We start from the raw sequence: 26,246 nt of genomic DNA on the forward strand, positions 1-26,246 counted from the left end.
GCCGAGCGGACGGAGCCATGCCCTGTCCTATACTGCATCGACCGACTGCCCAGACCTCAGCGATACGACCCAATGCACGGACCCAACGCCAGCAACCTGCTCGACAGCCTGGACGCACTGACCCAGGCAGCGCTGCTACAGGGCTTTCATCGACGCCAACTGATCGAAGGCGAACTGCTCGGCAGCCCGAACAGCAAGCGCGACAGCGTGTTCATCGTTCACAGCGGACGCATTCGGGTGTTCCTCGCCTTCGAGGACAAGGAATACACCCTCACCTTCCTCGAAGCCGGCGGTATCTACAGCACCCACAGCCAGGCTTACGTCCAGGCCGTGCGCCCGAGCGAGGTACTGATGGGCGACACCGCGCAGATGACGGCCACCCTCCGCTCGCTGCCGAGCGCTGTGCCAGCGATCATCCGCGTGCTCGGCGCCACCCTCGGCAACTGCATGCGCATCATCGAAGACCTGGCCTTCCGCGACGTCGAGGGCCGCCTGGCACGCTTTCTCGACGGCATGCTGGTGCGCAAGGGCCGCCCCTATCAGGACAGCCTGCGCCTGGAACTGGACCTCAACACCGAGGACATCGCTCGCCTGCTCGGCACAACCCGCCAGACCGTCTCCTCCCTGCTCAACCGGATGGCCCGCGAAGGTATCCTCAGCCGTGTCGGCAACGGCGTCTTCGACATCCACGATGCCGAACGCCTGCGAGCCCGTAGCCAAGTGTTCGCTGGCTGATAGACAGCCGCCGACGCGATTTCTAGCATGGTCGCTCCAGATATTATCCGTCATCGATTGCTGGAGGAGCCCATATCCACGACCACCTATCGCAGCATCTGCGGCGAAGAATCCACGCCCTACATCGACCGCGACCGCTGCATCCGTGCCCTCTACGCGCGGCTCCACCACTACCTGCAGCAGGACTGGGGCGATTATCCGATCTGCTCCTATTTGCGCGAAAAAATCGGCTCGCGCGATGGCAGCGAAAGCGACGCCCGCCTGCTGCTGCACGTTCAGATGAACGTCGTCTACGAACGCTTCGCCCGCCACGCCGACCAGGAGGCCCCGGCCCTGCTGGAACGGGTCGAGGACGACTGCTGCTGAACCTGCCGCAAGACCGAGCCGTGATTTCCTGGCGGATACGTCCCTTTTCCGCTCCGTCGCTTGGCGCGGGCGGAAAGCCACCGCTATAATCCGCCGGCCTTCTGGGGGCCTGTAGCTCAGTCGGTTAGAGCAGAGGACTCATAATCCTTTGGTCCAGGGTTCGAGTCCCTGCGGGCCCACCAACTAAATCAAGGGGTTACACCTGTAGCCCTCTCCTCTCAAATAAAACAGTCAATCACCGGTCAATCACCGCGATAGCACGATGATTGATGGGTGCCAATTCACTGCAAAGCATTGGCAGCCCTAACCCGGTCCATTTCGAGCAGGAAGCGCTCGCGGCGGGTCTGCTTGCGCTTGCCGGCGTACTCGGCGTCGGCGAAGGACAGTCGCTTCATCGGGAAACTCGGGCAAGGGGGCGGGTGTATTTCACCAGAACCGGGAAGTCTTTTTCAGGATTTCCCAAAGCTCTTACAAGATGAGGTTGAATAGCCCGCCACGGACTGACATCTTCCAATCCGGCCTCCTTGCCGGCGCTGGTAGTCAGGCCCTGGGCAAGAAGCTGCCCGGAGCCCGACGCGGCATCCATGCCTCACCAACTCATAAATCATCACATCAGGTAGGCACCACCCTACTCTTGGGCTTGAAGCATGCGGCGAACCTGAGCACCCAGCCTCTTCTCAGGCTTGAAAGACCGGTGCCTGCTTTGATTTTTATATGGTTCCGTATACGTTACATTTACTTTAACTTGCTACGTATACAGGACATGGACTATTCCCTTATCACGATGCGCCTTGGTCAGCAGGTTCGACAGCGACGCCTGAACCTCGGTCTGACTCAGGCCAAGCTCTCCTCTTTGGCGGGCATCACCCGATAGAAGGTCATCGCCATCGAGAAGGGCGACTTATCGGTAGGCATGACGGCCTATGCGCGAGTTTTAGGGGCCTTGGACTGTGAGTTCGCAGTGGTGCCCGCGGCTATGCCCACGCTAGATGAAATCCAGAGAGTGTTTGACTAGGCCCTGTTGACGTAAGCCCAGCGCTAAAATTTGGCTTTTGCCATGACCGACAGAAACCAGCTGAGCGATAACGCTTGGGCACAGATACAAACTCTGCTGAGCACCACGAAGGGTGCCCGACTGCTGAAGGCCCCGAGCTGCCGCCGGTTGGCAAACACTCGCCAACTCAAACCCTCGCAGCGCTGCTCCGGTTGCTGGCAGCTCGTGCCCAAGGCGCTCGCCGAGCGCATGCATGCCCGCACTGTGGCTGCGCCCTGCCGAGGGACCAGAACAGCGCCAGGGTCGTGCTGTACGACGCCTAGACGCCACACGACACGCCTGGGACGGGCGTGGCGGCGAGACCCAAGCTGCTGTCCGCGAACGCGGTCAAGCCCAGGTCGAAGACCCGCGAAACCCCCACTACAGCCGGAACGGCTTAGTGGCGGGAAAGTTCATAGAAATCCTTGCCTGGGATGGTGCAGAGGACATTTTTGCCAGCCTGGTGGATCGCTACATCCTGCGTGCTGGTATCTCGGGCGTGCAGCCCAAGGTATTGGTGCCGGAGCATCAGGATTTCGCGCCGCAGCGCTTCACCTCGAAAACCTCTGACCTGATCATCAAGAGCGGCCGGGATGAGTTTCCGGGGCTGGCGATCAATGAGTTCCTCTGTATGTCCGTCGCTAGGGAAGCAGGGATTGCGGTGCCGGAGTTCTACCTGTCCGACAACGGCAAGCTGTTCGTCATGCGCCGCTTCGACCGGGATGAGCAGCTCAACCCCATCGGCTTCGAAGACATGGCGGCACTGATGGGGCTGGCTGCTGAGCAAAAGTACAGCAAGAGCTATTCGGCCATTGCCAAAGCTATCCGCCTGTTCTGCCCGCCCGGCCAAGTGCAGAACTCGCTGGCGCAGCTCTTTGCCATGGTGAGCTTAAGCTGCATCGTCGGTAACGGCGATGCCCATCTGAAGAACTTCGGGCTGCTGTATTCCGACCCGACTCAACGCGATGCGCGGTTGGCACCGGCCTACGATATCGTCAACACAACGACCTACATTCCAGAGGACGTGTTGGCGCTGGATCTTGTTGGCAACAAGTCGCTGTTTGCGTCGCGGCAGGGGCTATTGGACTTCGCTCAGGTCTGTGATGTGGCGCAGCCAGAAGAGGTGATTCGCGGGCAGTTGCAGGCACTGGAGCGGGTGCTGGCTCGCTCTACTGAGCAGGGTGAGCAAGCACCGCATGTGGTTGCGGCAATCAGACAATGTGCTGAGCCGTTCATGAGCACATTCGGGTAGCTGTTTCAGCCGCTCCGCCCCGCCTCAGTGGGGCTGTCCTAGCGTGGTGTCATTGGCGAACTCATAATTCTTTGGTCCAGGGTTCGAGTCCCTACGGACCCACCATCTTTGTTCAGGGAAATATCCCTCCTCTTCCTGAGCAAAGAATCTCTCGACTGTCCTCAAGCGCTACCGCTTCCAATTCACGCCTTTCCAAACATCCCTCTTCGCAAGCCTCTAGACTACTAATGACCGACCGGCGCAATCGGTAAGCACCCTGTCAATCGGCAAGGCGGAACACGCGGATGACCCATTTCAGACAAAGCTCCCGTCTCCCGTGGCGGCTGGCCACGGTCCTGTTCATGTCGTGGCTCCTGGCGGGCTGCGGTATCAACGACATTCCCACCTATGACGAACAGGTGAAGGCGGCCTGGGGACAGGTGGAGAACCAGTACCAGCGGCGTGCCGACCTGATTCCCAATCTGGTGGAAACGGTCAGAGCTTACGCGCAGCACGAGCGGGAAACCCTGACGGCGGTGATCGAGGCGCGGGCCAAGGCCACGTCCATCCAGGTGGATGCCGGCACGCTGGACGATCCGCAGAAGCTGCAGCAGTACCAGCAGGCGCAAGACCAGTTGAGCGGCGCGCTGAGTCGGCTGATGGTGGTGTCGGAGCGCTATCCCGAATTGAAGGCCAACCAGAATTTCCTCGCCCTGCAGTCCCAGCTCGAAGGCACGGAAAACCGTATCTCGGTGGCGCGGCGCGATTTCATCGCTGCGGTGGAGCGTTACAACACCGAGATCCGTACCTTCCCCGGACGCATCTGGCACGGCCTGCTCTACCGCGATATGCCGGTACGCGAAAGCTTCGAGGCCACGACTCAGGGCGCGGAACAGGCGCCGCAAGTTCAGTTCCGATGACACCGGCACCCAGGGTCTTTCTGGCTCTGCTGCTCTGCGCCTGCGCCCTCGTCCAGGCGCAGGAGGCCGGCTTCCCTGCCCTGACGGGAAGGGTGGTGGATCGCGCCGGACTGCTCGATGCGGCAACCGAGGCGCGCCTGACGCAGATGCTGGCGGCCCATGAGCAGGCCAGCGGAGATCAGTTGGTGGTGGTCACCGTCCCGGACCTGCAGGGGCGCGGTATCGAGGAGTTCGGCGTCGAACTGGGCCGCCGCTGGGGTATCGGTCAGAAGGGCAAGGACAACGGTGCGCTGCTAATCGTCGCACGCGACGAGCGGCAGGTCCGCATCGAAGTCGGCTATGGCCTGGAAGGGCGCCTGACCGATGCCCAGTCTGCGCTTATCATCCATAACCTCATCGTTCCGGCTTTTCGGCGGGGCGACTTCGCCCGCGGCATCACCGAAGGGGTGACCGCGATGCTCCAGGTGTTGAGCGGCGAGCCTTTGCAGGGCGAGCCCGGCATGCGGGAGGCGGAGGAACCATCGCCACTGCTCCTGCTTGTGCTGCTGGCGATCATCCTGCTGCTCTTCCGTGGCGGGCACGGCAGGGGAGCGCTGATCGCCGGTGCCCTGCTCGGCAGCCTGCGCCATGGCGGCGGTGGGGGTGGAGGCGGCGGTTTCGGTGGGCGCGGTGGCGGCTTCGGCGGCGGTGGAGCCTCCGGTGGTTGGTAAGGATGCGAAACCATGACATTGCTAAGCGAAAGCGAACAACGGCAGGTGGCCGCGGCGATCGAACGGATCGAGCGCGAGACGGATGCCGAACTGGTGACGGTGCTGGCGGCGCGGGCCGACGACTACACCTACATCTCCCTGCTCTGGGCAGGGCTGCTCGCCCTGCTGCTGCCCGGCTCGCTGAACCTGATCGGCGGCTGGCTGAGCGCGGGGCATCTGCTACTGGCGCAGTGGACGACCTTCATCCTGGCCAGCCTGCTGTTTCGTCTTCCCACCATCACCACCCGGCTGATTCCCCGACCGATACGCCACTGGCGCGCCGGCAACCTGGCGCGGCGGCAGTTCATCGAACTCGGCCTGCACCACACCGAGGCCCAGAGCGGCATGCTGATCTTCGTCGCGGAAGCCGAGCGCTATGTCGAGATTCTGGTGGACCGGGGCATCTCCAGCCGCCTGGACGACGCCGCCTGGCAGGCCATCGTCGAAACCTTCACCTTTCAAGTGAAGCGCGGCGAAACGCTGCAGGGGTTCCTGTCCTGTATCGAGGCCTGCGGCGCGCTGCTCAAGGAACACTTACCCGCCACCCATGAACGCAACGAGTTGCCCGACCGCCTGGTGATCCTCTCCTAGAACCGGCTTGCTGTGCCCATCGGGCAGGAAGGCATCCGGTCCAGAAGCACTTTTTGCACTGCGCGAGTCGAACCTTCAACCAACGTCCACGCGGAGACCAACCATGTTGCACCTCGCTCGCCTGTTCATCGGTATCCCACTTCTGCTCCTCCTCGGCGCTTGCGGCGACAGCGCCCAATTAACGATCGGCGAGGGCTACGGCCCGCAACCGAAACTGCCCGAGCCGAAATCGACCCTGCTCCCCACGGTACACATCGCCAAGGCGGTCGGCTGGCCGCGGGACGAGATGCCGATCGCCGCCAACGGCCTGATGGTGAAGGCCTTCGCCAGGGGCCTGGACCATCCGCGCACCCTGTTGACGCTGCCCAACGGCGACGTGCTGGTCACCGAGACCAATGCGCCGCCCAAGCCCGACGACGACAAGGGCATCCGCGGCTGGGTGATGAAGAAGGCGATGGCTCGAGCCGGCGCCGGCGTGCCCAGCGCCAACCGCATCAGCCTGCTACGCGACGGCGACGGCGACGGATTCGCGGAAATCCGCACGATACTGTTGGAGAACCTCTACTCGCCGTTCGGCATGGCGCTGATCGGCGACCAGCTCTACGTCGCCAACACCGACGCCATCGTCCGCTTCCCCTATCAGGAGGGCACGACCCGGATCGACGCACCCGGCGTGAAAGTGGCCGATCTGCCGGCCGGAACGTTGAATCACCACTGGACCAAGGATCTGATCGCCAGCCGCGACGGCAGCAAGCTCTACGTCACCGTCGGCTCCAACAGCAACGTCGCCGAGAACGGCATGGCGGCGGAGGAAAACCGCGCCGCCATCCTCGAGGTCGATCCGACCAGCGGCGCTACCCGTCTGTTCGCCTCCGGCCTGCGCAACCCCAACGGCCTGGCCTGGCAACCGCAGAGCGGCGCGCTCTGGGTGGCGGTCAACGAACGCGATGAAATCGGCAGCGACCTGGTTCCGGACTACATGACCTCGGTCCAGGACGGCGGTTTCTACGGCTGGCCCTACAGCTACTACGGCCAGCACGTCGACGAGCGCGTCCAGCCGCCGCGCCCGGACCTGGTGGCCAAGGCCCTGGTGCCGGATTACGCCCTCGGCGCGCACACCGCTTCCCTGGGCTTGACCTTCTACCAGGGCGACCTGCTGCCGCAGCACTATCGCAACGGCGCCTTCGTCGGCCAGCACGGCTCCTGGAACCGCAAGCCGCGCAGCGGCTACAAGGTGATCTTCGTGCCCTTCGACGACCAGGGCCGCCCATCCGGGCCGCCGCAGGACATCCTCAGCGGCTTCGTCAAAGAGGAGAAAAACGAGGCCTACGGTCGGCCGGTCGGCGTGACGGTGGACAAGGCGGGAGCGCTGCTGGTGGCCGACGATGTGGGGAATGTCGTGTGGCGGGTCACGCCGGCGCCCTGAACGGGCTCGGCAGCCCGCCGGCGGAAATCGCGGTCAATCGAGTTTTTTCGTCAGGGCTTCGAGTTTTTCCGGAATCCTGGCCAGACCATGATGGGCCGCCCGCTTGCGGATCTCGACGCGGTCTCCGTCGAATTTCACCGTCTCGCTGACCACGGCCAGCCGCTCGCCCCGCCTCAGGGCATAGGCATAGCACTGGGTACCGCCCGGATCTTCCGCCGACTCGTCGGCCACGCCGGTATTAGCTACCACCAGATCGGCGTGGCTGGCCTTGAGCGCGCCGATCGCCATTTCCGAGGCCACTTCCTCGCTGGTCAGGCCGAATCGCTCGATGGTGGCGAAATCGACACCGAGCAGCCGATGCTTGGAGTGCGGCGAATAGACGATGAAGCCGCAATCCAGCACCTGACCGCAGCCTGGCTCGTTCGCCAGCAGCGAGGCCATGAGCCCGCAGGTACAGGACTCGGCGGTACTCAGCTTCAGTTGGCGCGCCTCGAGAAAGGCCACCAGTTCGCCGATATCCCCCATGCTCGTTCTCCATGATGAAACACCCAAAGACAGTCATCGACGATCCGGCACCGACGCCTTGGCGGCGTCGGTGCGCGGCGCAGGGAGAATCGGCACCGAGCCGCCCTCCAGCCCGGCATGCGCCGGAACGAAAGGGTGCGGCTTTCGCGCCGATACCCTCAGTGCTGGGTCTTGCCGGAACCGGGATCGGCGCCGGCGAGCGGATCGGCAGTCGGATTCGACAGGGTGCGCATGGCCATCTGCTTCCAGACCTGCGCATCCTTGTCCGGCAGGTTCACGGTGGCCATGCCATCGCCGCCATCGACAGCCGGCTGCGGCGTCTCGACGAACTTCCATTCGGCGCCCTGATTCCACGGCCCCCGCACGTCTTCCGCACCCTGGGACATATTGAAGTAGGTGTTGGTGAACTCGGGCATGCCCGCCAGCTTCCCTTCCGGGAAATTGGGCTGCAGCACATGCAGGGCCTTCTCGAACGACTTCTGGTGGGCCAGTTCGCGAGTCATCAGGAACTTCAGCGCATCCTGGATGCCGGGATCGTCGGTAACGTTGATCAGCCGCTCGTAGATGATCTTGGCGCGGGCCTCGGCCGCGATATTCGAGCGCAGGTCGGCCGTGGGCTCGCCGATGGTATCGATATAGGCCGCGTTCCAGGGGACTCCGCCCGAGTTGGTCAGCGCCGGTCCGCCGCCGTACAGCAGGGAAGTGATGTGGGAGTCGTTGCCGCCGCCGGTCAGCGAACGGTACAGCTCGGCCTCCTGCTCGACACCCTCGGCCAGTTGCCCCTTGGCACCCTTGTTCAGCATGCCGACGATCGAGCCGATGATCTCCAGATGACTGAGTTCCTCGGTCGCGATATCCATCAGCAAATCCTTGCGGCCCGCGTCATCTTCAGCCAACCCCTGGGTGAAGTAGCGCATCGCCGCCGCCAGTTCGCCTTGTGGCCCGCCGAACTGCTCCAGCAGCAAATTCGCCAGACCAGGATTCGGTGCCGCAACCCGTACGGTGTATTGAAGACGCTTGTTATGGACAAACATAAATCCTCCTCACACGGTTGGACGCAATCTCCTGTTCCATTGCCCCCGGTGTCTCGGGACTTCGTCGAAGCGAGTGGCACGAATGCCCCCCGTTCAGGGGGTAGAGGGGCGTCTATCGCCAATAGTTCAGGGAGAATGCTCAGTGGTAGAAAGACGTGCCGATTCGCAGACGCTGACCACGGCCAGCCCACCGGGCGCCTTCAGCGCCGTCGGCGGCATGCTCATGGGCGGGCTTGCTCGACCGCCTGCCGGCGAAAAAAGCCTACGCAGGACAGCAGAGCGCGGAGGACGAGACGCCAGGTCGAGCGGACAACCTGTTCGCGCCGGTCGAAGGGCTGTACCGTGCCACGGGGCGTTTCGCCGATCAGGCCCAGGACAAGGCCTTGGGCCTCGCCTCCCCTACGGGACGGTCGGTCCACTGCTCACCGCCGCCATGGCGCTCATGACCCTGCCGATCGTCGCATGCACCGCCCGGCTGGCGGACCGATGCGGCCACGGCACCGTACAGCCGGATTTCAGCGGAAATCCTTGTAGTTCAGATTGTGCCGGGCCATGCGCAGACCGAGGATGCGCCGGGTCAAACCCAGATGGGTGGCGGCCTCGGTCATGTTGCCCTTATGCCGCTTGAGCGCCTCGACAATCATTTCGTGCTCGGCCTGCCCCAGGCGGACATCGAGAATGCCGCCGGCGGACGGGCTCTCGGAAACCACCGGGATCTGCAGCGAAGGCGGCAAGTGATGCGGTTCGATAACCGCATCCTCGCAAAGGATGACCGCCCGCTCGATGACGTTCTCCAACTCGCGCACGTTGCCCGGCCAGTGGTAACACATCAACATGCTCATCGCCGGCGCGGAGATGCGCTCCACCGTGACGCCCATCTCGGCGGAGAAGCGCGCGACAAAATGTTCCGCCAGGGTGGCGATGTCGGAGCCGCGCTCGCGCAGCGGCGGCACGGTGATGGGGAAGACATTGAGCCGGTAGTAGAGATCCTCGCGGAAGCGGCCCTGCTCCACCATCGCCCGCAGGTCGCGGTTGGTGGCGGCGAGTATGCGCAGGTCGACCTGGTGGGTGACGTTGCCGCCGACCCGTTCGAAGCTCTTCTCCTGCAGCACCCGCAGCAGCTTGGCCTGCATGGCCAAAGACAGCTCGCCTACCTCGTCGAGGAAGATGGTGCCGCCATCGGCCGCCTCGAAGCGCCCGCGCCGCTGGGTCGCCGCCCCGGTGAAGGCGCCGCGCTCGTGGCCGAACAGCTCGCTCTCGATGACGCTTTCCGGCAGGGCGGCGCAGTTGAACTTGACGAAGGGTCCGTCGGCGTTGCCGCTGTTGTAGTGGATGGCGCTGGCCACCAGTTCCTTGCCCACGCCGTTTTCGCCGAGGATCAGTACCGTGGTCCGCGAGCGGGTGACCTTCTCGATCAACCCGTAGACCTCCTGCAGCGGCCGCGAATTGCCGATGATGTTGCTGGGCTTGAAGCGACTCTGCAGGGCCGAGCGCAGGCGGCGGTTCTCATCCTCCAGGGCGACCTTGCGCACCTGCTCCTGCAGGTGCAACTCCACCGCCTGGGCGGTGGTGGCGGAGAGAATGGCGAGAATCTCCGCGTCCAGCTCGAGCATCTGGCGGTTGGCGTAGTGGCGCTCGGCGACGATGGCACCCAACACCTTTCGGTCGCGGCGGATCGGTACGCAGAGGAAGGACTGGCTGCCCGCCTCGCCCGGCAGCAGTACCGTCCGCCCGCTGTCCACCACCTGGGCGACGATGTCCTCGCCGTGGGCGAGGCTGCCCGAGGCCACCTCCTCCTCGCTCAGGCCACAGCCCTGCTGGACGAAGATCCGCCCCGATTCCGGATCGCGCAGGGTCACCATACCGCGCGCTACCTTCAGATGGCGCTGCATCAGCTCCAGCAGCACCCGCAGGATGCCGGCCAGGTCGCTGCCCTCGCTGGAGATGCGCCCCAGTTCGCCGAGCAGCGGCAACAGATCGGTACGGCATTCGCCCATGTCCCATTCGCAGGGCTTGTCCTGGACCGGCGGTTCCCGACCGGGACGCGCGTTCGCCGAATGCGGTTTCATGGACGACCTCCGGATGCGCCGCTGGCGCGTCGCCAGGGTAGCTTCAACTGGGGCAGCGGCTGGGCCGACTGCTCCTCGGCGGCCTTCAGTCCGCCGGGTTGCAGACGAGCCTCGAGGATTTCCTCCATCCAGTGGCGAACCCTGTCGACATCGGCGTCCACCGCGGGAATGAAGGCTTCCGCCGCATAGGCGCCGAGCGCGGCCGGCTCGCGCAGTTCGAAGAAGGCCCGGCGTATAGCCTCGCGCAACTCTGTCGGCAATCCTTCGCGGAAGGTCCACAGGTACTCGGGAATTGGCGGCGACTCGGCGAGGATGCGCACGGCACGCCGCTCCAGGCGCCCCTCGGCGAGCAGGCGGCGAAAGACCTGGAGGGACAATCCGCCAGCCGCCGAATGACCGGCGGCCACCGCCGTGGCCACCTGATCGTGGGCACCGAGGGTGCGACGCATATAGTCCCGGTCGGCGCTCAGCCCCGCCCGCAACAGCATGTGCCGAGGTACCCAGGCGCCGGACGTGGAGGCCAGGTCGCCCATGGCGATCTCCGTGCCGCGCAGTTGTTCGAGGCTTTCCACCGGGCTGTCGGCGGGCACGACGATCGCTGCCTGGAAGGTCGGCCCCCGGCTGCCGCCGTGGGTGGGCCGGGCGAAAGGCTCCAGGCCGGCGTGGCGACTCTGCAGGATGTAGGTCACCGGACCGAGATAAGCCAGATCCAGTTGTCCCCGGCGCAGGGCCTCGCCGGTGGCCACGTAGGTGCTACCGACCAGCAACTTCACCGGCAGACCCAGGCGGCGCTCCAGACTGGCGCGCAGGGGCTCGTTGAGTCGTTCCACCACCGCCCGGGATTCACCGGGCAGCAATCCGCATCTGAGAACTTTCATAATCGGTTAGTAAAGCATCTCCGGACAGGGCTCACGCCGCCTGGGCGGCATCCGCGGAAGACATAGCAAGCTCCGTTCCAGTCGCCGCACCCTCTCGATCGGTCGCTGACCGAGGCCGAATGCACGAACACGAACTAAACAGCGGCCAATTGCGCACCGGCCGGAACAGCTCGGGCCGGCGACACGCGGGGAAGAGCCCACCGGGCGCGGGGGCGAAGGCCCGCCGGACACCGGCCCCGACCACGCGGCGAGCGGCGGGGGCAAAAGGCCGCGACGCTGGCGCCGATCTTGCGAGGGGCGCCTGCCCCCCTGTTCAGGAGCAACCGCCATGTCCGAATCCGCTTCGTCACAGCCAGCCAGCGCCCGGATCTACCGTTTCGAGCCCTATCACTTCAGCCATAACCTGCCGCCGGAGATCCATGCCAGGCTGAAGGAAATCTTCGCCCATTGGAATGAACAAATGCCCGCGCATTCCCCCTGCTAGGCTGCAGACCAGGAGGGGGTCAAGCGGGCGACTTTGATTTCCGCTCTGCGCTTTTTCGGGCGTGTTCCTCCGTGCCTTGTGCCTCTACATAGGCTTTTACCGTTTCGAGCGTCGCTCCCCCAACACTGCCGACATAGTAAGCGCGATGCCAGAAAACCGGTTTGCGGTAGAAGGCGCCCAGATGCTCGGAGAAGCGTCCTCTGGCTCGCCGAGCACTGGCTGTTTTCAGATTGTTGACCAGCGCCGAGATGTCGAGAGCCGGATGGATGTCAATCAGCAAGTGAACGTGATCGGCTTCGCCGCCGAATTCCAACAGGTCACAGCGCCAAGCCGCAAGAATTTCGCTAAACGCTGTGCGTAGATAGCTCAGCAGTTCAGGGGTCAGGGTCTTGCGTCGGTACTTGGTCACAAAGACGATATGTAGCTTAATCGAATAAATAGCATGAGAGCTTGATTTATGGAGCATTTGTATATTGCGCCCTAATGGGTCCGGCGCTAAGGTTAGCACATGGAACGGCGCAAAATGCCCCTCAAGCTCTACCCCAATGCCAGCTAGCGCCAGCGGCTGGATAGCCGGGTGCGCCTGCACGCCGAACTGTACAACGCTGCGCTCCAGGAGCGCATTGAGGCGTAGCGCAAGGCCGGTATCTCCATCAGCTACTACGATCAGCAGAACGCGCTACCCGCCATCAAGCAATTGCGCCCGTAGCTGGTGGAGCTGGGCAGTCACGCCTTGCAGGAAACCCTGCGGCGGCTGGACCGGGCCTTTCAGGCGTTCTTTCGGCGGGTACAGGTCGGACAAACACCTGGCTTCCCGCGCTTCAAGTCCAGTGCCCGATTCTCCGGCTTCAGCTACCCCGATCCGGCCGGCTGGAGGCTGTTCCAGCAGGGGCCGCGAGGCGGCACCCTGCGCCTGGGCAGCGGCAAAACCGCGATGATGATCCGCATCCGTGGCCGGCACCGTTTCGCCGAGTTCATGCCCAACGACCTGCCCCTCACGCACCGGCGCAATCACGCCAGCGGCGAGGATCAGTGGTACGCCTCGGTCACCCTGCGAGTGCCGGTCTCGGCCTGTGTGCGCCAGCGCACGGGGGAGGCTCAGGTGGGCATCGACTTCGGGCTTGCCCACTGGGCCAATCTGGATGAGGGCCATCAGATCGAGAATCCGCGCTGGTTGCGCGAAGCGCTACCCCGGCTGGCGGATCTCCAGAGGCAAAGGGCACGCAAGAAACGCGGCTCGCACCGCTACCGGCAGCTGTCCCAGCGGATCGTCCGGCTGTACCAGCGTATTGCTGATCGGCGTCGGGATTTCCTCCACCGCCAGACCTCGGCCCTGGTGCAGCGCTGCGCGTTGATCGCCACCGAGGCACTGGCCCCAAAGAACATGAGCCGCAGCGCCCGCGGTACGGCGCAAGCGCCGGGCCGGCGCGTGCGGCAGAAGGCTGGGCTCAACCGGGAGATTCTCTCGGCCGGCTTCGGCATGGCGCACCAGATGCTTGGGTACAAAGCGGCAGAAGCTGGCACCCGACTGCATCTGGCAAACACTCGCCAACTCAAACCCTCGCAGCGCTGCTCCGGTTGCTGGCAGCTCGTGCCCAAGGCGCTCGCCGAGCGCATGCATGCCTGCCCGCACTGTGGCTGCACCCTGCCGAGGGACCAGAACAGCGCCAGGGTCGTGCTGTACGACGCCTGGACGCCACACGACACGCCTGGGACGGGCGTGGCGGCGAGACCCAAGCCGCTGTCCGCGAACGCGGTCAAGCTCAGGTCGAAGACCCGCGAAACCCCCACTACAGCCGGAACGGCTCAGTGGCGGGAAAGTTCATAATTGAGTTTCATCCTAAATCGATGTGGAGGGCGTGCGCACAGGCTTGGCGCCGAGTCCCCAACCGGTTCGCCGCAACATGCCTACCGCAAATCCGTTTTTCAACAGAGTCGACCAGAGCGGTCTTTTGCCGCCATCTGATAGAGCTATCGGTCGATAGCATTCCAGCGTTGACACAGCCTCGCATGCTCTGTTGCATCTGTCTCAAACGATTTTTTGCACTCGACGCCAATCACCAAAACTCACGAGGTATTCATCCGATTTGCTTTTAATGTTAACGTCTTTATAACGTCCTGCCTCTACCTTACCCCTACAAGCAGGGGGGAGATCTTGGCATTCATGGAACGACGCATGATGCATTTTTATTTGGCGCTGGATAGCCTTTCCTACGTTCTGTCCGATGGCAGAACGCTTTTTTCCAATCTCACCGAGCAATTCGACCAACAACCTACTGGCTTGGTTGGGTGCAATGGCATCGGCAAAACTGCGCTGACGCGCATCTTGGCCGGGGAGCAGGAACCTTCCACTAGACGCTGTTTGCGCTCTGGCACAGTGCATTGCCTGTCCCAGCAGGTTTCCCGCCTGAATCATCTCTCCGTCGCTAGCCTAGCCGGTGTACAGGCCACATTGAATGCGCTGAAGCGCATCGAGGCCGGTAACACGGCGCAGGTTGATTTTGATGTCGTGGGTGATTGTTGGGATGTTCGCCAGCACCTGAAGCATGGGTTGCGGCGAAATGAATTAGGACATCTGAATCCCCAGACTCCGACGAGCACCATCAGCGGCGGCGAAACCATACGTGTCGCCTTGATTAAAACCGTTCTCTCGGACGTCGATTTTCTGATTCTCGACGAGCCTAGCAACCATCTCGACCGCCCGAACCACCAGACACTGATCGAGCGATTGCAGCGCTGGCCAAATGGCCCGTTGCTGGTCAGCCATGACCGGCAACTGCTGGAAGCGATGGCCCGCATTGCGGAGTTGTCGCCGCTCGGGCTGCGCAACTACGGTGGCGGCTACTCGTTCTATGCGCAATGCAAAGCCCAGAAGCGTGAAAGCGCTATTCAGCAACTCGAACGCAAACGCGAAGAACAGTCTCTGCGCGAACAGTGTGAGCGTCAGGAACGCAGACAGGCGCGTGGCAACCGGCACGGACGCGAGGCCAACCAGGCGAAGATCCTGCTTGATCGCCAGAAGAAGCGCAGCGAAGGCTCGGCAGGCAAATTGCGACAGCAGCAAAGGGCCTTGCGGGAGCAACTGTTCCAGCGCGTGCGCGATGCCGCACAGCAGGTGGAAGATGATGCCCAGATCACGCTGCATACGCTTCCTGTCACCCAGACACCGCAACGCCGAATGGCGGCACTGGATGAAGTAGAACTCCCCTTCGTGCCGCCCGCCCTGCGAAAGACCAGCCTGACATTGAGCGGCCAGCAGCGTATAGGCGTCGTCGGCCCGAACGGTTGCGGCAAATCCACCTTGCTCAAACTGCTAGCCGGTCAGTTTCCACCGGTGTCTGGCCGCTGCGACATGTATGTTGCGACAGCGGGTCGATATCGACCACTGGCATTTGTTGTCGGACGCCGCCAGCGTCGAGCGCATCGTCGAAGCGCTCGACACCCTGCTGGAAAACAATGCTTCAACGTGTTCGGCAAGCCTGTTCCATGCCGAAGCAGAGCGCAAGGTGAGTACGGCCGAGGTACTGGCTTGGCGTCAACACCCGCTGCACTGGGCCGAGTGTGCCCAGGTTGCGAGCGGCCATTTTCACATCAGCGAATCCCCCAATGGCGTCTGCCTACATCTGCGCCGGCAACTAGGCGCAGATCCACCCCAGCGAGCGCATAGCTAAGCACCAGGCAGTCTCGTTCACGCTCGCGTCCTTTCCCCTATCCCGACTTTTGAAGGTAGTGAAAATGAGTGCTTTGAAATCCCCCCGAGATTGCACCAGCCTGAACGATGTGAGAGTGGGTATCGACAGCCTAGACCGACAGATCTTCGAAGCGCTCCGGCAACGGCTGGAGTATGTGAAGGCCGCGGCGCAGTTCAAGCCGAGCGAAGAAAGCATTCCCGCTCCCGAACGGGTCCTGACGATGCTTGCCGAACGTCGCGAGTTGGCGGAGGCGGCGGGCTACAACGTCGCCTTCACCGAAGAGCTGTTCCGTCAGATCATCGAGTGGAACATCCAGCAGCAGATCCTCCATTGGCGGGCCACCCGGGGGCAGGCGAACCCGACGGAGGTGCAGGCATGAACCCGCCAATTCTCACCCAGAAACTCCTCGACCATCTGCAGCAGGCCCGGCAGCATGCCGAAGTCAAAGGACGCGAGATCCTCGCCTGCTACTCCTCCCCCTGGGACGACTGGGAGCCCATCTCAGCCTTCAGCACGGCAGGGCAGGGCTATGCCCATGCCTTCTTCTGGGCCTTCAACGATCCGCAACTCGCCTTGGTTGGCCTGGGCCAGGCGGCGGAGCTGGTGCCGCAACCCGGCCAGGGCCTGGTCAGCCTACAGCAGGCCTGGCGCGAAATGCTCGGCGATGCGCTCATCGTTGGCCCGGAGAAGCCACACCTGCTGGGCGGTCTGGCCTTCGACCGCCAGGCAGCGGTGTCACCCTTGTGGTCGTCGTTCGCTTACGGTGCCCTGGTGCTGCCGGAAATCCTCTTGATCGGCCGCAGGCAGGGCAGCGCGCTGCTGCTCAGCACACGGGTATCAGCGCGGACCGATTGCAATGCCTTGTGCGAACGCCTACTGGCGGCGGTGCGCGAACTGGCGAGCACTACCCGCCAAGGACCTGCACCGACGAGCGAGCGCAATAACCTGCTCAGCCGCTGCGATAGCCTGCCGGCGGACTGCTGGAAGGCGAAGGTCGCCGATGCCGTCGACGCCATCGGCCAGGGCCGGATGGAAAAAGTGGTATTGGCGCGGCAGGTCGATTTCGAGGCGGAGCAGGACTTTTCCCTGGAGGCTACCTTGCGCTACCTCAGGCAGGCCAACGACAGCACCTACCTGTTCGCCATCCGCCGTGGCGAACACTGTTTCCTGGGCGCCACGCCCGAACGCCTGGTACGCCTGGAGGGCCGCGAGCTCTACACCACTGCGCTGGCCGGCAGCACCCCGCGTGGGCACGGCCCGGATGAGGACCTGTACAACGGCAACCGCTTGCTGGATAGCGCCAAGGACCGCCATGAGCATGCCTTGGTGGTAAATGCGCTGAAAAGCTCGTTGGAGGCGCACGTCGAAACCTTGCAAGTTCCCGCTATGCCATCGCTGCACAAACTGCCGCATATCCAGCACCTGCAGACATTGGTGCGGGGGCGAGTGCGTCCCGACGTCGATCTGTTGACCCTGGTCGACGCCCTGCATCCGACACCCGCTGTCGGCGGCGTCGATAAGGAGCACGCTATAGCCTACATCCGCGACCAGGAAGGTCTGAACCGTGGCTGGTATGCGGCACCGGTCGGCTGGTTGAACAGCGATGGCAACGGTGAGTTCGCGGTGGCCCTGCGCTCGGCGCTGATCCACGGAAGGCAGGCACACCTGTTCGCCGGCTGCGGCATCGTCGAAGGTTCCGACCCGGAGCATGAATATCAGGAGACCTGCGTCAAGCTGCGCACCATGATCAGCGCGCTGATGCCCGAGCCGACGGTCGACGGCTGCGGCGAGCGGAGCGTGGAGCAGCATACGGAAGTGGTTGCAGGATGTGGTACATGAGAGAAGAAAGGAGAGGAAAATTGATGATGGACCGATAACTCATTTCCGAACAGTTGGATGTAGAGCTGCACTGCCCCTATTGGCCGGAAACCTTTGCCCAGGACTATCTGCGCCTGGGCTACTGGGGCAATCACACCTTCGCCAGCATGCTTGCCACCCAGGCTAGCCAGCGGCCAACGCACACCGCGCTGGTGGATGGCGAGTTGCGCCTGAGCTACGCCGAGCTGGACCGGCGCGTCGGGCTGCTGGCGGATGGGCTTTGCAGCGGCGGTACCCTGGTGATCGCTCGCCAGCCCAGCTCGGTGGAATGCTTCGAGATCATCCGTCGGGAAAGTATCACCCACACGGCGCTAGTCCCGACTCAGGCGCTGCTGTGGATAGAACTAGAGGCCGTTGACGATTCACATCGGGAGCCATAGAAATCCACAGGCCATGGCTGCCGTACTCTCGTAATTTCGCTTCAGCTTGTCGTAGCAAAACGCCACGGCGCGGTAATGTTTCAGCCGTGCAAAGGCGTTCTCGACCAGATGCCGGTAGCGATACAGCCCCCGGTCCAGATCGCCATTGCCTTTGAGCGAATTGCGCTTTCGGAGAATGACCGCCCAGGCGCCCTGCGCCTCGATCCGTTCGCGAATGCGCTCGCTGTCATGGCCCTTGTCGGCCACGATCGCCTCGGCAGACGGCAACTGCCCAATCAACTCAAGAGCCGAAGTGCAGTCCTTGACGTTGCCGCCGGCGATCTCGAAAGCCACCGGCAAGCCGTGCGCATCGACGGCCAGATGGATCTTGCTAGTCGGCTTTTGCCGATGGCCTCGGGCTGATCGCTGGCGGCACCGCTACTGTACTGGTGGGCCTTCACGCAGGTGCCATCGATGAAGGCCCACCTGAGATCGGGCTCCTCAATCAGCGCCTGGAAAACCTTGAGCCACTTGCCGGCCGCCGACCACGCATTGAAGCGCTTGTAGACCGAGGCTCCAACGCCCGAAGGCGCTGAGCAAGTCTCTCCAGGGGCAACCGGCGTGCATCCGGTAGAGCATCCCCTCGACCGTCATGCGCAGATCCGGCTTGTGGTAAACGGTTTGCTGAAGCAGGACGTTTTCCAGCTTTGACCAGCGTTCGTCACTGAGCATCAATCGGGGCATTGCAAACTCGCGGAGTTATCCGGCCGGGTCCTGAATTCTGCGGGTTTGCTCTTCTTCATCAACCCTCTGCCTCGAAACGTCAACAGATCCTAGAGCATTTTTGGCCTGACTAGAGGTTGTGGCCAAGCCGGGATCGAGCAGCCAAGCTGAACACAAGCGTGGGGTCGGCAAGTACTGGAGGTGGCTTATGGGATGGCGTCGAGGGCAGGCCTACGGGCAGGATCTGCGCGATCGGGTGCTGGCGGCCGAGGGCTCGATTCGCGAGGTGGCCAGGCGCTTTGCGGTGAGCGACTCCTATGTGGCGCGGGCACGCTCGCGACAGCAACTGGGCCAGGTCAGTGCCGGGGTCCAATGCAACCATGTCCCCCCTCGACTCCAGGGGCTCGAAGGGGTACTGACCGAGCGCATGGCCGCCGCGCCCGAGCAGACGTTGACGCAGTTGTGCCAGTGGATCGAGGCCGAGCATGGCGTGCGAGTGAGCCTGACCACGATGTAGAAGACGTTGGGACGGTTGGGGCTGACGCTCAAAAAAAGTCATTCCAGGCCGCCGAGCAGCAACGTGCCGACGTAGCGCAGGCGAGACACGCCCGGGCCACCGAGCAGTCCCGACTTGACGTGCGCCATGTGGTGTTTCTCGACGAGACCTGGGCGAGCTCGAACATGAGCCCGAGCCGGGGACGTTCGATGCCGTGGTGGAGTTGCTGGATACCGGCCACTTCGCCCTGGAAACCCATGCCGCTCACATTGCCCGGCGCATCCGCGGGGTGATCGGCAGTGCCGTCGCCTGATTGATACCGCCAGGGGCGGGAACGAAGCGCTCTTCCGGCCAGGGGCCTGGTTCCGCGCGGATCAGGAGCCGGCGCCACCGACGCCGGTAGCCGGCGCCGTGGCGGGAATGGAGCCGGTGCCGCTCACGCCCCAGATGCTAGCCAGATTCTGCACCAACGGAGCGGCCACCCCCTGGCTGCCGAGAAACTGCAGCAGGATGGGCGCGAACTGGCTGGCCAGGCCGGCATCCATGCCCATCGCCGAAAAGGCCTGGTTGACGTCCTGCATGCTCTGCACGTTGTCGAGCAGCTCGCCGGTTTCCTCCAGTTGCGCGGACTGTTCGGCGGAGGGTCCGACGGACTTGCCGAGCAGGCCGCCGAGACCGCCAAGGCCGGCGCCCAGGCCGCCGAGGGCGCCGAGCTGGTCCAGCGCGTTGTCACCGGTGAGTTTTTCGATACCCGGCACCGACTCGCTCAATTGCGCATAGTCGCTCCCGGTGAGCTGGCTCTGCGCCAGTCCCAGCAAGGCGCCGGTACCGCCCAGCATCTGCAGCGGCGTGACCGGCAGCGCGCTCAGGGACTGGACCAGCCCGAGCACCTGCGAGGTCTCGTCGTCGCCGGCCTGCCCGCCCTTGAGAGCGGAGTACGCCTGGGCGGCGGAATTCAGGTCGAAGGCGAAGACCGGAACGCTCGCCAGGCTCAGCAGGGCGACCAGGGCAACGGAAGGGGACGCTTTCATCGGGTGAAACCTCTCGACTCGGAATACGGACGCCAGCCAGCCGGCAGGCGAGCCGGACAGGTGAAAAAACGGGAAGGACGGCTCTTGGACAAGGCGACAGGCTCAATCGCACGCGCGACGGTCCACGGATATTGCGGCGGCACTGCTGTGACAACCCACTCGGACACAGCCTCCAAGATGGGATAGGGGATCGACGACGGCCTTATGGTCGGCCATTGGCCCGGCACCTGCAACAGTTCTCTGCCGAACGAGCGCAGCGCCCGATTCAGCTTGGTTTAAGCGGGCTGGCCTAGAGTTGGAAGCATCGACAGCCGATGACTCCCAGGAGAGCCAAGATGAAAACCCTCACCGTCCTCTTCGCCAGTGCCCTGCTCGCTGCCAGTGTCGGCCTCGCCCAGGCCCGCGACCTCGGCCCGGAAGAAGCCACGAAGCTACTCAAGGCCGGGACTATCCAGCCGTTCGAGACGCTCAAAGCCGCCGCGCAGGCCAAGCATCCCGGCTCGACCATCCACGAAACCGAACTGGAAGAGGAATACGGCCGCTACATCTACCAGGTCGAACTGCGCGACGCCCAGGGCCTGAAATGGGACGTGCATCTGGACGCCGGCAATGGCCAGGTGCTCAAGGATCACCAGGACGACTGAAGGCCGGTGGAAGCCGAACCGTGCCCTCCCGCGGGACGGGCACGGCCTCGCCCAAGGGCTGTGGCGGCCCGTTCCATGGAAGCCGCAGGAAGAAGCCCGGCCGACTTCTTCCGCGCCCCGGCGGGCCGCCGATCCCCCGACCGGTCAACGCGCCGGCTCCGTCGCTTCCTCCGCTTCCACGGCCGGATCGAAACCGCCGTCCTCGAACAGATGCCAGCCCTCGCCGAGCAGTTCGGCCGGGTGCATCGTCCGGTCGGCGCCGTTCCCGCATGCCAGGGACGTCGCCGGACAATAGCGGTCGCAGCCCCAGCAGATTCGCTCGGGATGCTTAGGGTTCAAGGGAAATTTCTTCGCCATTATCTATCGCTGCCTGATGCCGTGTGGGTCGGATTCACGAATCGCTTCGCAGTGCAATCTAACGTTTTTCTCCGGGGATTTCGCGACGAACCGGCGACCGGCAGGGCAATCGCATGAAGCGCTCGCTCGATACCGGACTGGAAAGGTTGTGTGCTTGGTCGTTCCGGCGTGGTCTTCAGATCCAGTGCATTAGCTGCTTGCCGAGTGGTCGGATACCTTCTGTTTCGGCCCCCCGGCCGAGTCAATTTTTCTTGCCTGGCCACGAAAAAGTAACCCAAAAGAAAGCCACCCCCTCATCCGGCCCTGCGCTTCGCTCCGGGTTCCCTCCCTGCATCGCCGCTCCAGGGGCTCGCCGCGAAGGGCCATCCATGGCCCATCGCGGCTCTCGCGACATCCTTGCCGCTCGACCCCTTCCACGACGACTCCGCTCGGCCTCTTGAAGGGGGCATCCGGCGCGGCCTGACAGGTCGTGCCGCAAGCGCGAAAGCGCTTTCAGGCAACCCGGAGCCCGACTCCCGTTCAGAAGGCCAAGCGCAGGCGTCGCGTGGAGGGGCGAGCCGTGGGGAGGCGGCGAGAGTCGTACGAGGGGCATGGATGCCCCTTGTGCAACGACCCTCGGAGCGGCGCCGGAGCGAGGGAGCCCCGGCGCAGCCGGGGCCGAATGACCGGGCGCGCTTTCTCCTTGGTTACTTTCTCTTTGCGCGCGCCAAGAGAAAGTAACTCGGCCGGGGGGCCGAAACAGGAAGTATCCAGCTTCTCGGCAAGCAGCCATGCCAAGGCTCACACAACCGTTCCAGCCCAGTATCGGGCAGGCATTTCATGCGATTGCCCTGCGGCGACCAGCGAGCGGACGACACAAGATACCCGTGGATGAAAACCCCTGTCACCTGGGGTATACCTGCGCCTTCTCGCCCGATTCGAGGAGCCCGCCCATGCAGGTCGAAGATGCCATTCGTTCGCGCAAGTCGATACGCCGCTTCCGTCCCGATCCCGTTCCACGCGCCCAGATCGAGCGCATTCTGGAACTGGCGGCGCAAGCACCGAGCGGCGCCAATACCCAGCCCTGGAAAGTCCGCGCGGTGAGCGGCGCGGTCCGCGACGCATTGTGCCGGGCGGTGAGCGCGGCGGCCGAACGGGAACCGCAGCGGCATCACGCCGAGTACGGCTACTATCCCGATCCCTGGTTCGAGCCCTACCTCGAGCGGCGGCGAACCATAAGCTTCAGCCTCTACGACACGCTCGGCATCGCGCGCGGCGACCGGGCGGCACGGGAACGCCAGGCGCTGCGCAACTTCCAGTTCTTCGACGCGCCGGTCGGCCTGCTGATTTCCATGGACCGGCGGATGAACACCGGCAGCTTTCTCGACATGGGCATGTTCATCCAGAACCTGATGCTGGCGGCCCGCGGCGAAGGGCTGCACAGTTGTCCCCAGGGGGTCTTCGCCGACTATCACCAGGTGGTGCGCGAGCAGGGATTGCTCGGCGAAGAAGAGATCCTGCTCTGCGCCATGGCCCTCGGCCACGAGGACCCCGAAGCGCCGGAAAACGGCTTGGTCACCGCGCGGGTGCCAGTGGCGGAATTCGCCGCCTTCCACGGTTTCGATTGAGGCCGGCGGCCGAACGCCGCCGATCCCATCGACCTCACTCGCGGTAATCGTCCGGCGGCACGCAGGCACAGAACAGGTTGCGGTCGCCATAGACGTTGTCCACCCGGTTCACCGCCGGCCAGTACTTGTGGGCGCGGCTATGGGCGGTCGGCGCCACCGCCTCCTCGCGGCTGTAGGGGCGCTGCCAATCGCCGAGCAAATCGGCCAGGGTGTGCGGGGCGTGCTTGAGCGGGTTGTCCTCGGCCGGCCAGTCGCCGGCCTGGACCTTGGCGATCTCCGCGCGGATGCTCAGCATGGCCTCGACGAAGCGCTCCAGCTCGTGCAGGGACTCGCTCTCGGTAGGTTCGATCATCAGCGTGCCGGGCACCGGGAAGGACATGGTCGGCGCGTGGAAGCCGTAGTCCATCAAGCGCTTGGCGACATCCTCCTCGGTGATCCCGGTTTCCGCCTTGAGCGGACGCAAATCGAGAATGCACTCGTGGGCGACCCTCCCGTTGCGGCCGCTGTAGAGCACCGGAAAGGCACCGCCCAGGCAATGCGCCAGGTAGTTGGCGTTGAGAATGGCGACTTCGGTGGCGTCCTTCAGTTGCGGCCCCATCATGGCGATGTACATCCAACTGATCGGCAGGATGCCGGCGCTACCCCAGGGTGCCGCGCTGACCGCGCCGTTGCCCGGGTTCGGGCCGTCCAGCGGCACCACCGGATGGTTGGCGACGAAGGGCGCCAAATGCGCCTTGACGCCGATCGGCCCCATGCCGGGGCCGCCGCCGCCATGCGGGATGCAGAAGGTCTTGTGCAGGTTCAGGTGCGAGACGTCGGCGCCGATGTCCGCCGGCCGCGTCAGGCCGACCTGGGCGTTGAGGTTGGCGCCGTCCATGTAGACCTGGCCGCCGTGGCCGTGGATCACCTCGCAGATCTCCCGCACGCCCTCCTCGTAGACGCCGTGGGTAGAGGGGTAGGTGAGCATCAGGCAGGCCAGCGTATCGCCTGCCTCCTCGGCCTTGCGCCTGAGGTCGGCGAGGTCGACGTTGCCGGACTTGTCGCAGTCGACGATGCACACCTGCATGCCGGCCATCTGCGCCGAGGCCGGATTGGTGCCATGCGCCGAGGACGGGATCAGGCAGACGTTGCGCTGCGCCTCGCCACGGCTGCGGTGGTAGTCGCGGATCGCCAGAAGGCCCGCGTATTCGCCCTGGGCGCCGGAGTTGGGTTGCATGCAGATGGCGTCGAAGCCGGTGATAGCGCACAGCCAGGCCTCCAATTCCTCGATCATCAGCCGGTAGCCCTCGGCCTGCTCGCGCGGGGCGAAGGGATGCAGATCGGCGAACTCCGGCCAGGTGACGGGCAGCATCTCGCTGGTGGCGTTGAGCTTCATGGTGCAGGAGCCGAGCGGGATCATCGCCTGGTCGAGCGCTAGGTCCTTGCGCTCCAGTTGCTTCAGGTAGCGCAGCATCTCGGTTTCGCTATGATGGCTGTTGAACACCGGGTGCCGCAGATAGGCCGAGGTGCGCTGCAGGGCGGCGGGAATGCCCGAGGCAGCGGCGGCGTCGTCCAGCGTGGCGAGGTCGAGGCTGTGGTCGACGCCGAGGAAGATCGCCAGCAGTTGCTCCACGGTCTCGGCCGTGCAGGTCTCGTCCAGGCTGACGCCGAGCCGGCCGCGGCCGAGGATGCGCAGATTGATCCGCGCCTCCTTCGCGCTCTCGATGATCGCCGTCTGGGTGCCGCCGACCTCCAGGGTCAGGGTATCGAAGAAGTGCCGGTTGAGGCGTTCGATCCCGCGCTGCGCCAGGCCCTCGGCGAGGATCGCGGTCAGCCGGTGGACGTGCCGGGCGATGCGCTCGAGCCCCTCGGGACCGTGGTAGACGGCGTAGAAGCCGGCCATGTTGGCCAGCAGCACCTGGGAGGTGCAGATATTCGAATTGGCCTTCTCGCGGCGGATGTGCTGCTCGCGGGTCTGCAGGGCCATGCGCAGAGCGGGGTTGCCGCGGGCGTCCCTGGATACGCCGATGATCCGTCCGGGCATGGCGCGCTTGAACTCGTCGCGGGTGGCGAAGTAGGCCGCGTGCGGACCGCCGTAGCCCATCGGCACGCCGAAGCGCTGCGCCGAACCGAGCACCACGTCGGCGCCCAGTTCGCCGGGCGGGGTCAGCACCAACAGGGCGAGCAGGTCGGCGGCGACGCAGGCGAGCGCCTGCTGCGCGTGCAGTTGCTCGATCAGCGGCTTGAGATCGCGGATCTCGCCGTGGGTGTCGGGATACTGCAGCAACGCGCCGAACACCGCGTGCTCGCTGAGGTTCTCCACGGCATCCACCACCACCTCGAAGCCGAAACCGGCGGCGCGAGTGCGCACCACCGAGAGGGTCTGCGGATGGCAATTTTCGTCAACGAAGAAGCGGTTGCTCCTGCTCCTGGCCACGCGGCGGGCCATGGCCATGGCCTCGGCGGCGGCGGTGGCCTCGTCGAGCAGCGAGGCGCTGGCCAGATCGAGGCCGGTGAGATCGATGGTCAGTTGCTGGAAGTTCAGCAGCGCCTCCAGCCGGCCCTGGGCGATCTCCGGCTGGTAGGGGGTGTAGGCGGTATACCAGCCGGGGTTCTCCAGCACGTTGCGCAGGATCACCGGCGGGGTGACGGTGCCGTGGTAGCCCATCCCGATCAGGCTAGTCCACAGCTCGTTGCGTTCGGCATAGCCCCTGAGCTTGGCCAGGGCAGCCCGCTCGTCCAGCGCCGCCGGCAGCTCCAGGGCGCGGTTCAGGCGGATCGCCGGCGGCACCGTCTGCTCGATCAACTGGTCGCGGCTGGCCAGGCCGAGGCTGGCAAGCATGACGCGCTGCTCGGCCGCATCGGGACCGAGGTGGCGCCACAGGAAGGCGTCGGGCTGCTGGAGTTGGACGAGACTGGGAGTCTGGGACATGGCGGCTCTCGGCTGAAAAGACGAAGCCCCGATGGGCGAGGCTTCAGGAGAAAAGGATCGGCTGGCGGCGCCCACGGAACGCAGACGCGCGGCGATCAGGCTCCGGCGGCGCAGGCGGCTTCGTAGCCGGCCGCGTCGAGCAGCTTGCCCAGGTCGCCGGCGTCGTTCGGCTTGAGCTTGAAGAACCAGTTGCCATAGGGATCGCTGTTGACCAGCTCGGGGCTGTCGGTCAGGGCTTCGTTGATCGCGATCACCTCGCCGGCGACCGGTGCGTAGATATCGGAGGCGGCCTTCACCGACTCCACCACCCCGGCCTCCTGTTCGGCGGCCAGCGCCTTGCCGACTTCCGGCAGTTCGACGAACACCACGTCGCCCAGGGCTTTTTGGGCGTGGTCGGAAATGCCCACGGTGACGGTGCCGTCCGCTTCCAGTCTGGCCCATTCGTGGCTGGCTGTGTAACGCAGATCGGCGGGGATATTGCTCATGTCGTGTCCTCGGGTTGGGGGC

At 64.3% G+C, this 26,246-nt stretch carries 25 protein-coding genes, 1 tRNA gene and 4 pseudogenes; 19 read left to right on the forward strand and 11 right to left on the reverse strand.

The window, feature by feature from the left end; genetic code table 11:
* The first annotated feature begins 72 nt into the window (after positions 1 to 72).
* The 9 genes and pseudogenes from ACGI6K_RS19600 to ACGI6K_RS19640 all read left to right on the forward strand — a co-directional run bounded on the left by ACGI6K_RS19600 (position 73) and on the right by ACGI6K_RS19640 (position 7,051).
* Positions 73 to 735: a Crp/Fnr family transcriptional regulator gene (locus ACGI6K_RS19600; protein ID WP_376944465.1), complete on the forward strand. Its 663-nt coding sequence runs from the start codon at positions 73 to 75 to the stop codon at positions 733 to 735.
* Positions 736 to 807: 72 nt separating this feature from the next.
* Positions 808 to 1,101, forward strand: a complete 294-nt coding sequence (gene cowN / locus ACGI6K_RS19605) for a N(2)-fixation sustaining protein CowN (RefSeq protein ID WP_376944766.1) — start codon at positions 808 to 810, stop codon at positions 1,099 to 1,101.
* A gap of 105 nt (positions 1,102 to 1,206) precedes the next feature.
* Positions 1,207 to 1,283: transfer RNA gene (locus ACGI6K_RS19610), tRNA-Ile, on the forward strand.
* 581 nt (positions 1,284 to 1,864) lie between these two features.
* Positions 1,865 to 2,116 (forward strand): annotated as a pseudogene (locus ACGI6K_RS19615) (helix-turn-helix domain-containing protein).
* Between the two features lie 433 nt (positions 2,117 to 2,549).
* Positions 2,550 to 3,386, forward strand: a pseudogene (locus ACGI6K_RS19620) (HipA domain-containing protein); the annotation flags it as partial.
* A 284-nt stretch (positions 3,387 to 3,670) separates the two neighbouring features.
* On the forward strand, positions 3,671 to 4,285 hold the full coding sequence (locus tag ACGI6K_RS19625) for a LemA family protein (RefSeq protein ID WP_376944467.1): 615 nt from the start codon (positions 3,671 to 3,673) through the stop codon (positions 4,283 to 4,285).
* Positions 4,282 to 4,995: a TPM domain-containing protein gene (locus ACGI6K_RS19630; RefSeq protein WP_376944469.1), complete on the forward strand. Its 714-nt coding sequence runs from the start codon at positions 4,282 to 4,284 to the stop codon at positions 4,993 to 4,995. Before ACGI6K_RS19625 ends, ACGI6K_RS19630 begins: the two co-directional genes overlap by 4 nt.
* Positions 4,996 to 5,007: 12 nt before the next feature.
* The gene (locus tag ACGI6K_RS19635) at positions 5,008 to 5,625 is read left to right on the forward strand and encodes a TPM domain-containing protein (RefSeq protein WP_376944471.1); all 618 of its coding nucleotides are present in this window, start codon (positions 5,008 to 5,010) and stop codon (positions 5,623 to 5,625) included.
* 103 nt (positions 5,626 to 5,728) lie between these two features.
* Positions 5,729 to 7,051 (forward strand): PQQ-dependent sugar dehydrogenase, encoded by a 1,323-nt coding sequence (locus ACGI6K_RS19640; RefSeq protein ID WP_376944473.1) that lies wholly within the window; start codon positions 5,729 to 5,731, stop codon positions 7,049 to 7,051.
* A 33-nt stretch (positions 7,052 to 7,084) separates the two neighbouring features.
* On the opposite strand, the gene ACGI6K_RS19645 is transcribed toward ACGI6K_RS19640, so the two are convergent.
* The 4 genes from ACGI6K_RS19645 to phnD form a co-directional block, all read right to left on the reverse strand.
* Positions 7,085 to 7,576 carry a CinA family protein gene (locus ACGI6K_RS19645; protein ID WP_376944475.1) on the reverse strand — a complete coding sequence of 164 codons (492 nt, stop codon included), beginning with the start codon at positions 7,574 to 7,576 and terminating at the stop codon, positions 7,085 to 7,087.
* 158 nt (positions 7,577 to 7,734) lie between these two features.
* Positions 7,735 to 8,610, reverse strand: a complete 876-nt coding sequence (locus ACGI6K_RS19650; RefSeq protein WP_376944477.1) for a manganese catalase family protein — start codon at positions 8,608 to 8,610, stop codon at positions 7,735 to 7,737.
* Positions 8,611 to 9,125: 515 nt separating this feature from the next.
* On the reverse strand, positions 9,126 to 10,679 hold the full coding sequence (gene vnfA3 / locus ACGI6K_RS19655) for a vanadium-dependent nitrogenase transcriptional regulator VnfA3 (protein WP_376944479.1): 1,554 nt from the start codon (positions 10,677 to 10,679) through the stop codon (positions 9,126 to 9,128).
* Positions 10,676 to 11,557, reverse strand: a complete 882-nt coding sequence (phnD, locus tag ACGI6K_RS19660) for a phosphate/phosphite/phosphonate ABC transporter substrate-binding protein (RefSeq protein ID WP_376944481.1) — start codon at positions 11,555 to 11,557, stop codon at positions 10,676 to 10,678. Before phnD ends, vnfA3 begins: the two co-directional genes overlap by 4 nt.
* 328 nt (positions 11,558 to 11,885) lie before the next feature.
* Between phnD and ACGI6K_RS19665 the strand changes: the two genes are divergently transcribed.
* Positions 11,886 to 12,041, forward strand: coding sequence for a hypothetical protein (locus ACGI6K_RS19665; protein WP_376944483.1), 156 nt, complete (start codon positions 11,886 to 11,888; stop codon positions 12,039 to 12,041).
* Positions 12,042 to 12,060: 19 nt separating this feature from the next.
* Here the strand turns inward: ACGI6K_RS19665 and tnpA are convergent, their stop codons facing one another.
* Entirely contained in the window at positions 12,061 to 12,630 is a 570-nt protein-coding gene (gene tnpA / locus ACGI6K_RS19670) for an IS200/IS605 family transposase (protein WP_376944485.1), read from the reverse strand.
* A 123-nt stretch (positions 12,631 to 12,753) separates the two neighbouring features.
* On the opposite strand from tnpA, the gene ACGI6K_RS19675 reads away from it, so the two are divergent.
* The 5 genes from ACGI6K_RS19675 to ACGI6K_RS19695 all read left to right on the forward strand — a co-directional run bounded on the left by ACGI6K_RS19675 (position 12,754) and on the right by ACGI6K_RS19695 (position 17,991).
* On the forward strand, positions 12,754 to 13,869 hold the full coding sequence (locus ACGI6K_RS19675) for an RNA-guided endonuclease InsQ/TnpB family protein (RefSeq protein WP_376944487.1): 1,116 nt from the start codon (positions 12,754 to 12,756) through the stop codon (positions 13,867 to 13,869).
* 336 nt (positions 13,870 to 14,205) lie between these two features.
* Positions 14,206 to 15,708, forward strand: coding sequence for an ATP-binding cassette domain-containing protein (locus tag ACGI6K_RS19680; protein WP_376944489.1), 1,503 nt, complete (start codon positions 14,206 to 14,208; stop codon positions 15,706 to 15,708).
* A gap of 68 nt (positions 15,709 to 15,776) precedes the next feature.
* Entirely contained in the window at positions 15,777 to 16,112 is a 336-nt protein-coding gene (locus ACGI6K_RS19685) for an isochorismate lyase (protein WP_376944491.1), read from the forward strand.
* Positions 16,109 to 17,572, forward strand: a complete 1,464-nt coding sequence (locus ACGI6K_RS19690) for an isochorismate synthase (RefSeq protein WP_376944493.1) — start codon at positions 16,109 to 16,111, stop codon at positions 17,570 to 17,572. Before ACGI6K_RS19685 ends, ACGI6K_RS19690 begins: the two co-directional genes overlap by 4 nt.
* Before the next feature lie 53 nt (positions 17,573 to 17,625).
* Positions 17,626 to 17,991, forward strand: coding sequence for a hypothetical protein (locus tag ACGI6K_RS19695; protein ID WP_376944495.1), 366 nt, complete (start codon positions 17,626 to 17,628; stop codon positions 17,989 to 17,991).
* Here ACGI6K_RS19695 and ACGI6K_RS19700 read toward each other — a convergent pair.
* A pseudogene (locus ACGI6K_RS19700) lies at positions 17,974 to 18,381 on the reverse strand (IS5 family transposase); the annotation flags it as partial. The gene ACGI6K_RS19695 and the pseudogene ACGI6K_RS19700 overlap by 18 nt on opposite strands.
* A 90-nt stretch (positions 18,382 to 18,471) precedes the next feature.
* Complete coding sequence (locus tag ACGI6K_RS19705) at positions 18,472 to 18,714, reverse strand: transposase (protein WP_376944497.1); 243 nt, start codon at positions 18,712 to 18,714, stop codon at positions 18,472 to 18,474.
* Positions 18,715 to 18,901: 187 nt separating this feature from the next.
* Between ACGI6K_RS19705 and ACGI6K_RS19710 the strand changes: the two genes are divergently transcribed.
* Positions 18,902 to 19,210, forward strand: coding sequence for a hypothetical protein (locus tag ACGI6K_RS19710; protein WP_376944499.1), 309 nt, complete (start codon positions 18,902 to 18,904; stop codon positions 19,208 to 19,210).
* A 187-nt stretch (positions 19,211 to 19,397) separates the two neighbouring features.
* Positions 19,398 to 19,502: pseudogene (locus ACGI6K_RS19715) on the forward strand (alpha/beta hydrolase); the annotation flags it as partial.
* 61 nt (positions 19,503 to 19,563) lie between these two features.
* Here the strand turns inward: ACGI6K_RS19715 and ACGI6K_RS19720 are convergent.
* Complete coding sequence (locus tag ACGI6K_RS19720; protein ID WP_376944500.1) at positions 19,564 to 20,220, reverse strand: DUF2780 domain-containing protein; 657 nt, start codon at positions 20,218 to 20,220, stop codon at positions 19,564 to 19,566.
* 335 nt (positions 20,221 to 20,555) lie between these two features.
* On the opposite strand from ACGI6K_RS19720, the gene ACGI6K_RS19725 reads away from it, so the two are divergent.
* Entirely contained in the window at positions 20,556 to 20,864 is a 309-nt protein-coding gene (locus tag ACGI6K_RS19725) for a PepSY domain-containing protein (protein ID WP_376944502.1), read from the forward strand.
* Between the two features lie 144 nt (positions 20,865 to 21,008).
* On the opposite strand, the gene ACGI6K_RS19730 is transcribed toward ACGI6K_RS19725, so the two are convergent.
* Positions 21,009 to 21,221 (reverse strand): DUF3079 domain-containing protein, encoded by a 213-nt coding sequence (locus ACGI6K_RS19730; protein ID WP_376944504.1) that lies wholly within the window; start codon positions 21,219 to 21,221, stop codon positions 21,009 to 21,011.
* Between the two features lie 932 nt (positions 21,222 to 22,153).
* Here ACGI6K_RS19730 and ACGI6K_RS19735 point away from each other — a divergent pair.
* On the forward strand, positions 22,154 to 22,828 hold the full coding sequence (locus ACGI6K_RS19735; RefSeq protein WP_376944506.1) for a nitroreductase: 675 nt from the start codon (positions 22,154 to 22,156) through the stop codon (positions 22,826 to 22,828).
* A gap of 34 nt (positions 22,829 to 22,862) precedes the next feature.
* On the opposite strand, the gene gcvP is transcribed toward ACGI6K_RS19735, so the two are convergent.
* Both gcvP and gcvH read right to left on the reverse strand, forming a co-directional pair.
* The gene (gcvP, locus tag ACGI6K_RS19740) at positions 22,863 to 25,739 is read right to left on the reverse strand and encodes an aminomethyl-transferring glycine dehydrogenase (protein WP_376944508.1); all 2,877 of its coding nucleotides are present in this window, start codon (positions 25,737 to 25,739) and stop codon (positions 22,863 to 22,865) included.
* Between the two features lie 95 nt (positions 25,740 to 25,834).
* Positions 25,835 to 26,224 (reverse strand): glycine cleavage system protein GcvH, encoded by a 390-nt coding sequence (gene gcvH / locus ACGI6K_RS19745; RefSeq protein ID WP_376944510.1) that lies wholly within the window; start codon positions 26,222 to 26,224, stop codon positions 25,835 to 25,837.
* Between the last annotated feature and the right edge of the window lie 22 nt (positions 26,225 to 26,246).

The sequence above is a fragment of the Azorhizophilus paspali genome, assembly GCF_043587585.2.
GTDB classification, from domain to species: Bacteria; Pseudomonadota; Gammaproteobacteria; order Pseudomonadales; family Pseudomonadaceae; genus Azotobacter; species Azotobacter paspali.

What these genes read in the sequence shown, in the direction of transcription:
- ACGI6K_RS19600 (WP_376944465.1), top strand. Translation starts at nt 73, where the DNA reads ATGCACGGACCCAACGCCAGCAACCTGCTCGACAGCCTGGACGCACTG.
- ACGI6K_RS19625 (WP_376944467.1), top strand. Translation starts at nt 3,671, where the DNA reads ATGACCCATTTCAGACAAAGCTCCCGTCTCCCGTGGCGGCTGGCCACG.
- ACGI6K_RS19630 (WP_376944469.1), top strand. Translation starts at nt 4,282, where the DNA reads ATGACACCGGCACCCAGGGTCTTTCTGGCTCTGCTGCTCTGCGCCTGC.
- ACGI6K_RS19635 (WP_376944471.1), top strand. Translation starts at nt 5,008, where the DNA reads ATGACATTGCTAAGCGAAAGCGAACAACGGCAGGTGGCCGCGGCGATC.
- ACGI6K_RS19640 (WP_376944473.1), top strand. Translation starts at nt 5,729, where the DNA reads ATGTTGCACCTCGCTCGCCTGTTCATCGGTATCCCACTTCTGCTCCTC.
- ACGI6K_RS19645 (WP_376944475.1), bottom strand. Translation starts at nt 7,576, where the DNA reads ATGGGGGATATCGGCGAACTGGTGGCCTTTCTCGAGGCGCGCCAACTG.
- ACGI6K_RS19650 (WP_376944477.1), bottom strand. Translation starts at nt 8,610, where the DNA reads ATGTTTGTCCATAACAAGCGTCTTCAATACACCGTACGGGTTGCGGCA.
- vnfA3 (WP_376944479.1), bottom strand. Translation starts at nt 10,679, where the DNA reads ATGAAACCGCATTCGGCGAACGCGCGTCCCGGTCGGGAACCGCCGGTC.
- phnD (WP_376944481.1), bottom strand. Translation starts at nt 11,557, where the DNA reads ATGAAAGTTCTCAGATGCGGATTGCTGCCCGGTGAATCCCGGGCGGTG.
- ACGI6K_RS19665 (WP_376944483.1), top strand. Translation starts at nt 11,886, where the DNA reads ATGTCCGAATCCGCTTCGTCACAGCCAGCCAGCGCCCGGATCTACCGT.
- ACGI6K_RS19680 (WP_376944489.1), top strand. Translation starts at nt 14,206, where the DNA reads ATGGAACGACGCATGATGCATTTTTATTTGGCGCTGGATAGCCTTTCC.
- ACGI6K_RS19685 (WP_376944491.1), top strand. Translation starts at nt 15,777, where the DNA reads ATGAGTGCTTTGAAATCCCCCCGAGATTGCACCAGCCTGAACGATGTG.
- ACGI6K_RS19690 (WP_376944493.1), top strand. Translation starts at nt 16,109, where the DNA reads ATGAACCCGCCAATTCTCACCCAGAAACTCCTCGACCATCTGCAGCAG.
- ACGI6K_RS19705 (WP_376944497.1), bottom strand. Translation starts at nt 18,714, where the DNA reads ATGCCCCGATTGATGCTCAGTGACGAACGCTGGTCAAAGCTGGAAAAC.
- ACGI6K_RS19710 (WP_376944499.1), top strand. Translation starts at nt 18,902, where the DNA reads ATGGGATGGCGTCGAGGGCAGGCCTACGGGCAGGATCTGCGCGATCGG.
- ACGI6K_RS19720 (WP_376944500.1), bottom strand. Translation starts at nt 20,220, where the DNA reads ATGAAAGCGTCCCCTTCCGTTGCCCTGGTCGCCCTGCTGAGCCTGGCG.
- ACGI6K_RS19725 (WP_376944502.1), top strand. Translation starts at nt 20,556, where the DNA reads ATGAAAACCCTCACCGTCCTCTTCGCCAGTGCCCTGCTCGCTGCCAGT.
- ACGI6K_RS19730 (WP_376944504.1), bottom strand. Translation starts at nt 21,221, where the DNA reads ATGGCGAAGAAATTTCCCTTGAACCCTAAGCATCCCGAGCGAATCTGC.
- ACGI6K_RS19735 (WP_376944506.1), top strand. Translation starts at nt 22,154, where the DNA reads ATGCAGGTCGAAGATGCCATTCGTTCGCGCAAGTCGATACGCCGCTTC.
- gcvP (WP_376944508.1), bottom strand. Translation starts at nt 25,739, where the DNA reads ATGTCCCAGACTCCCAGTCTCGTCCAACTCCAGCAGCCCGACGCCTTC.
- gcvH (WP_376944510.1), bottom strand. Translation starts at nt 26,224, where the DNA reads ATGAGCAATATCCCCGCCGATCTGCGTTACACAGCCAGCCACGAATGG.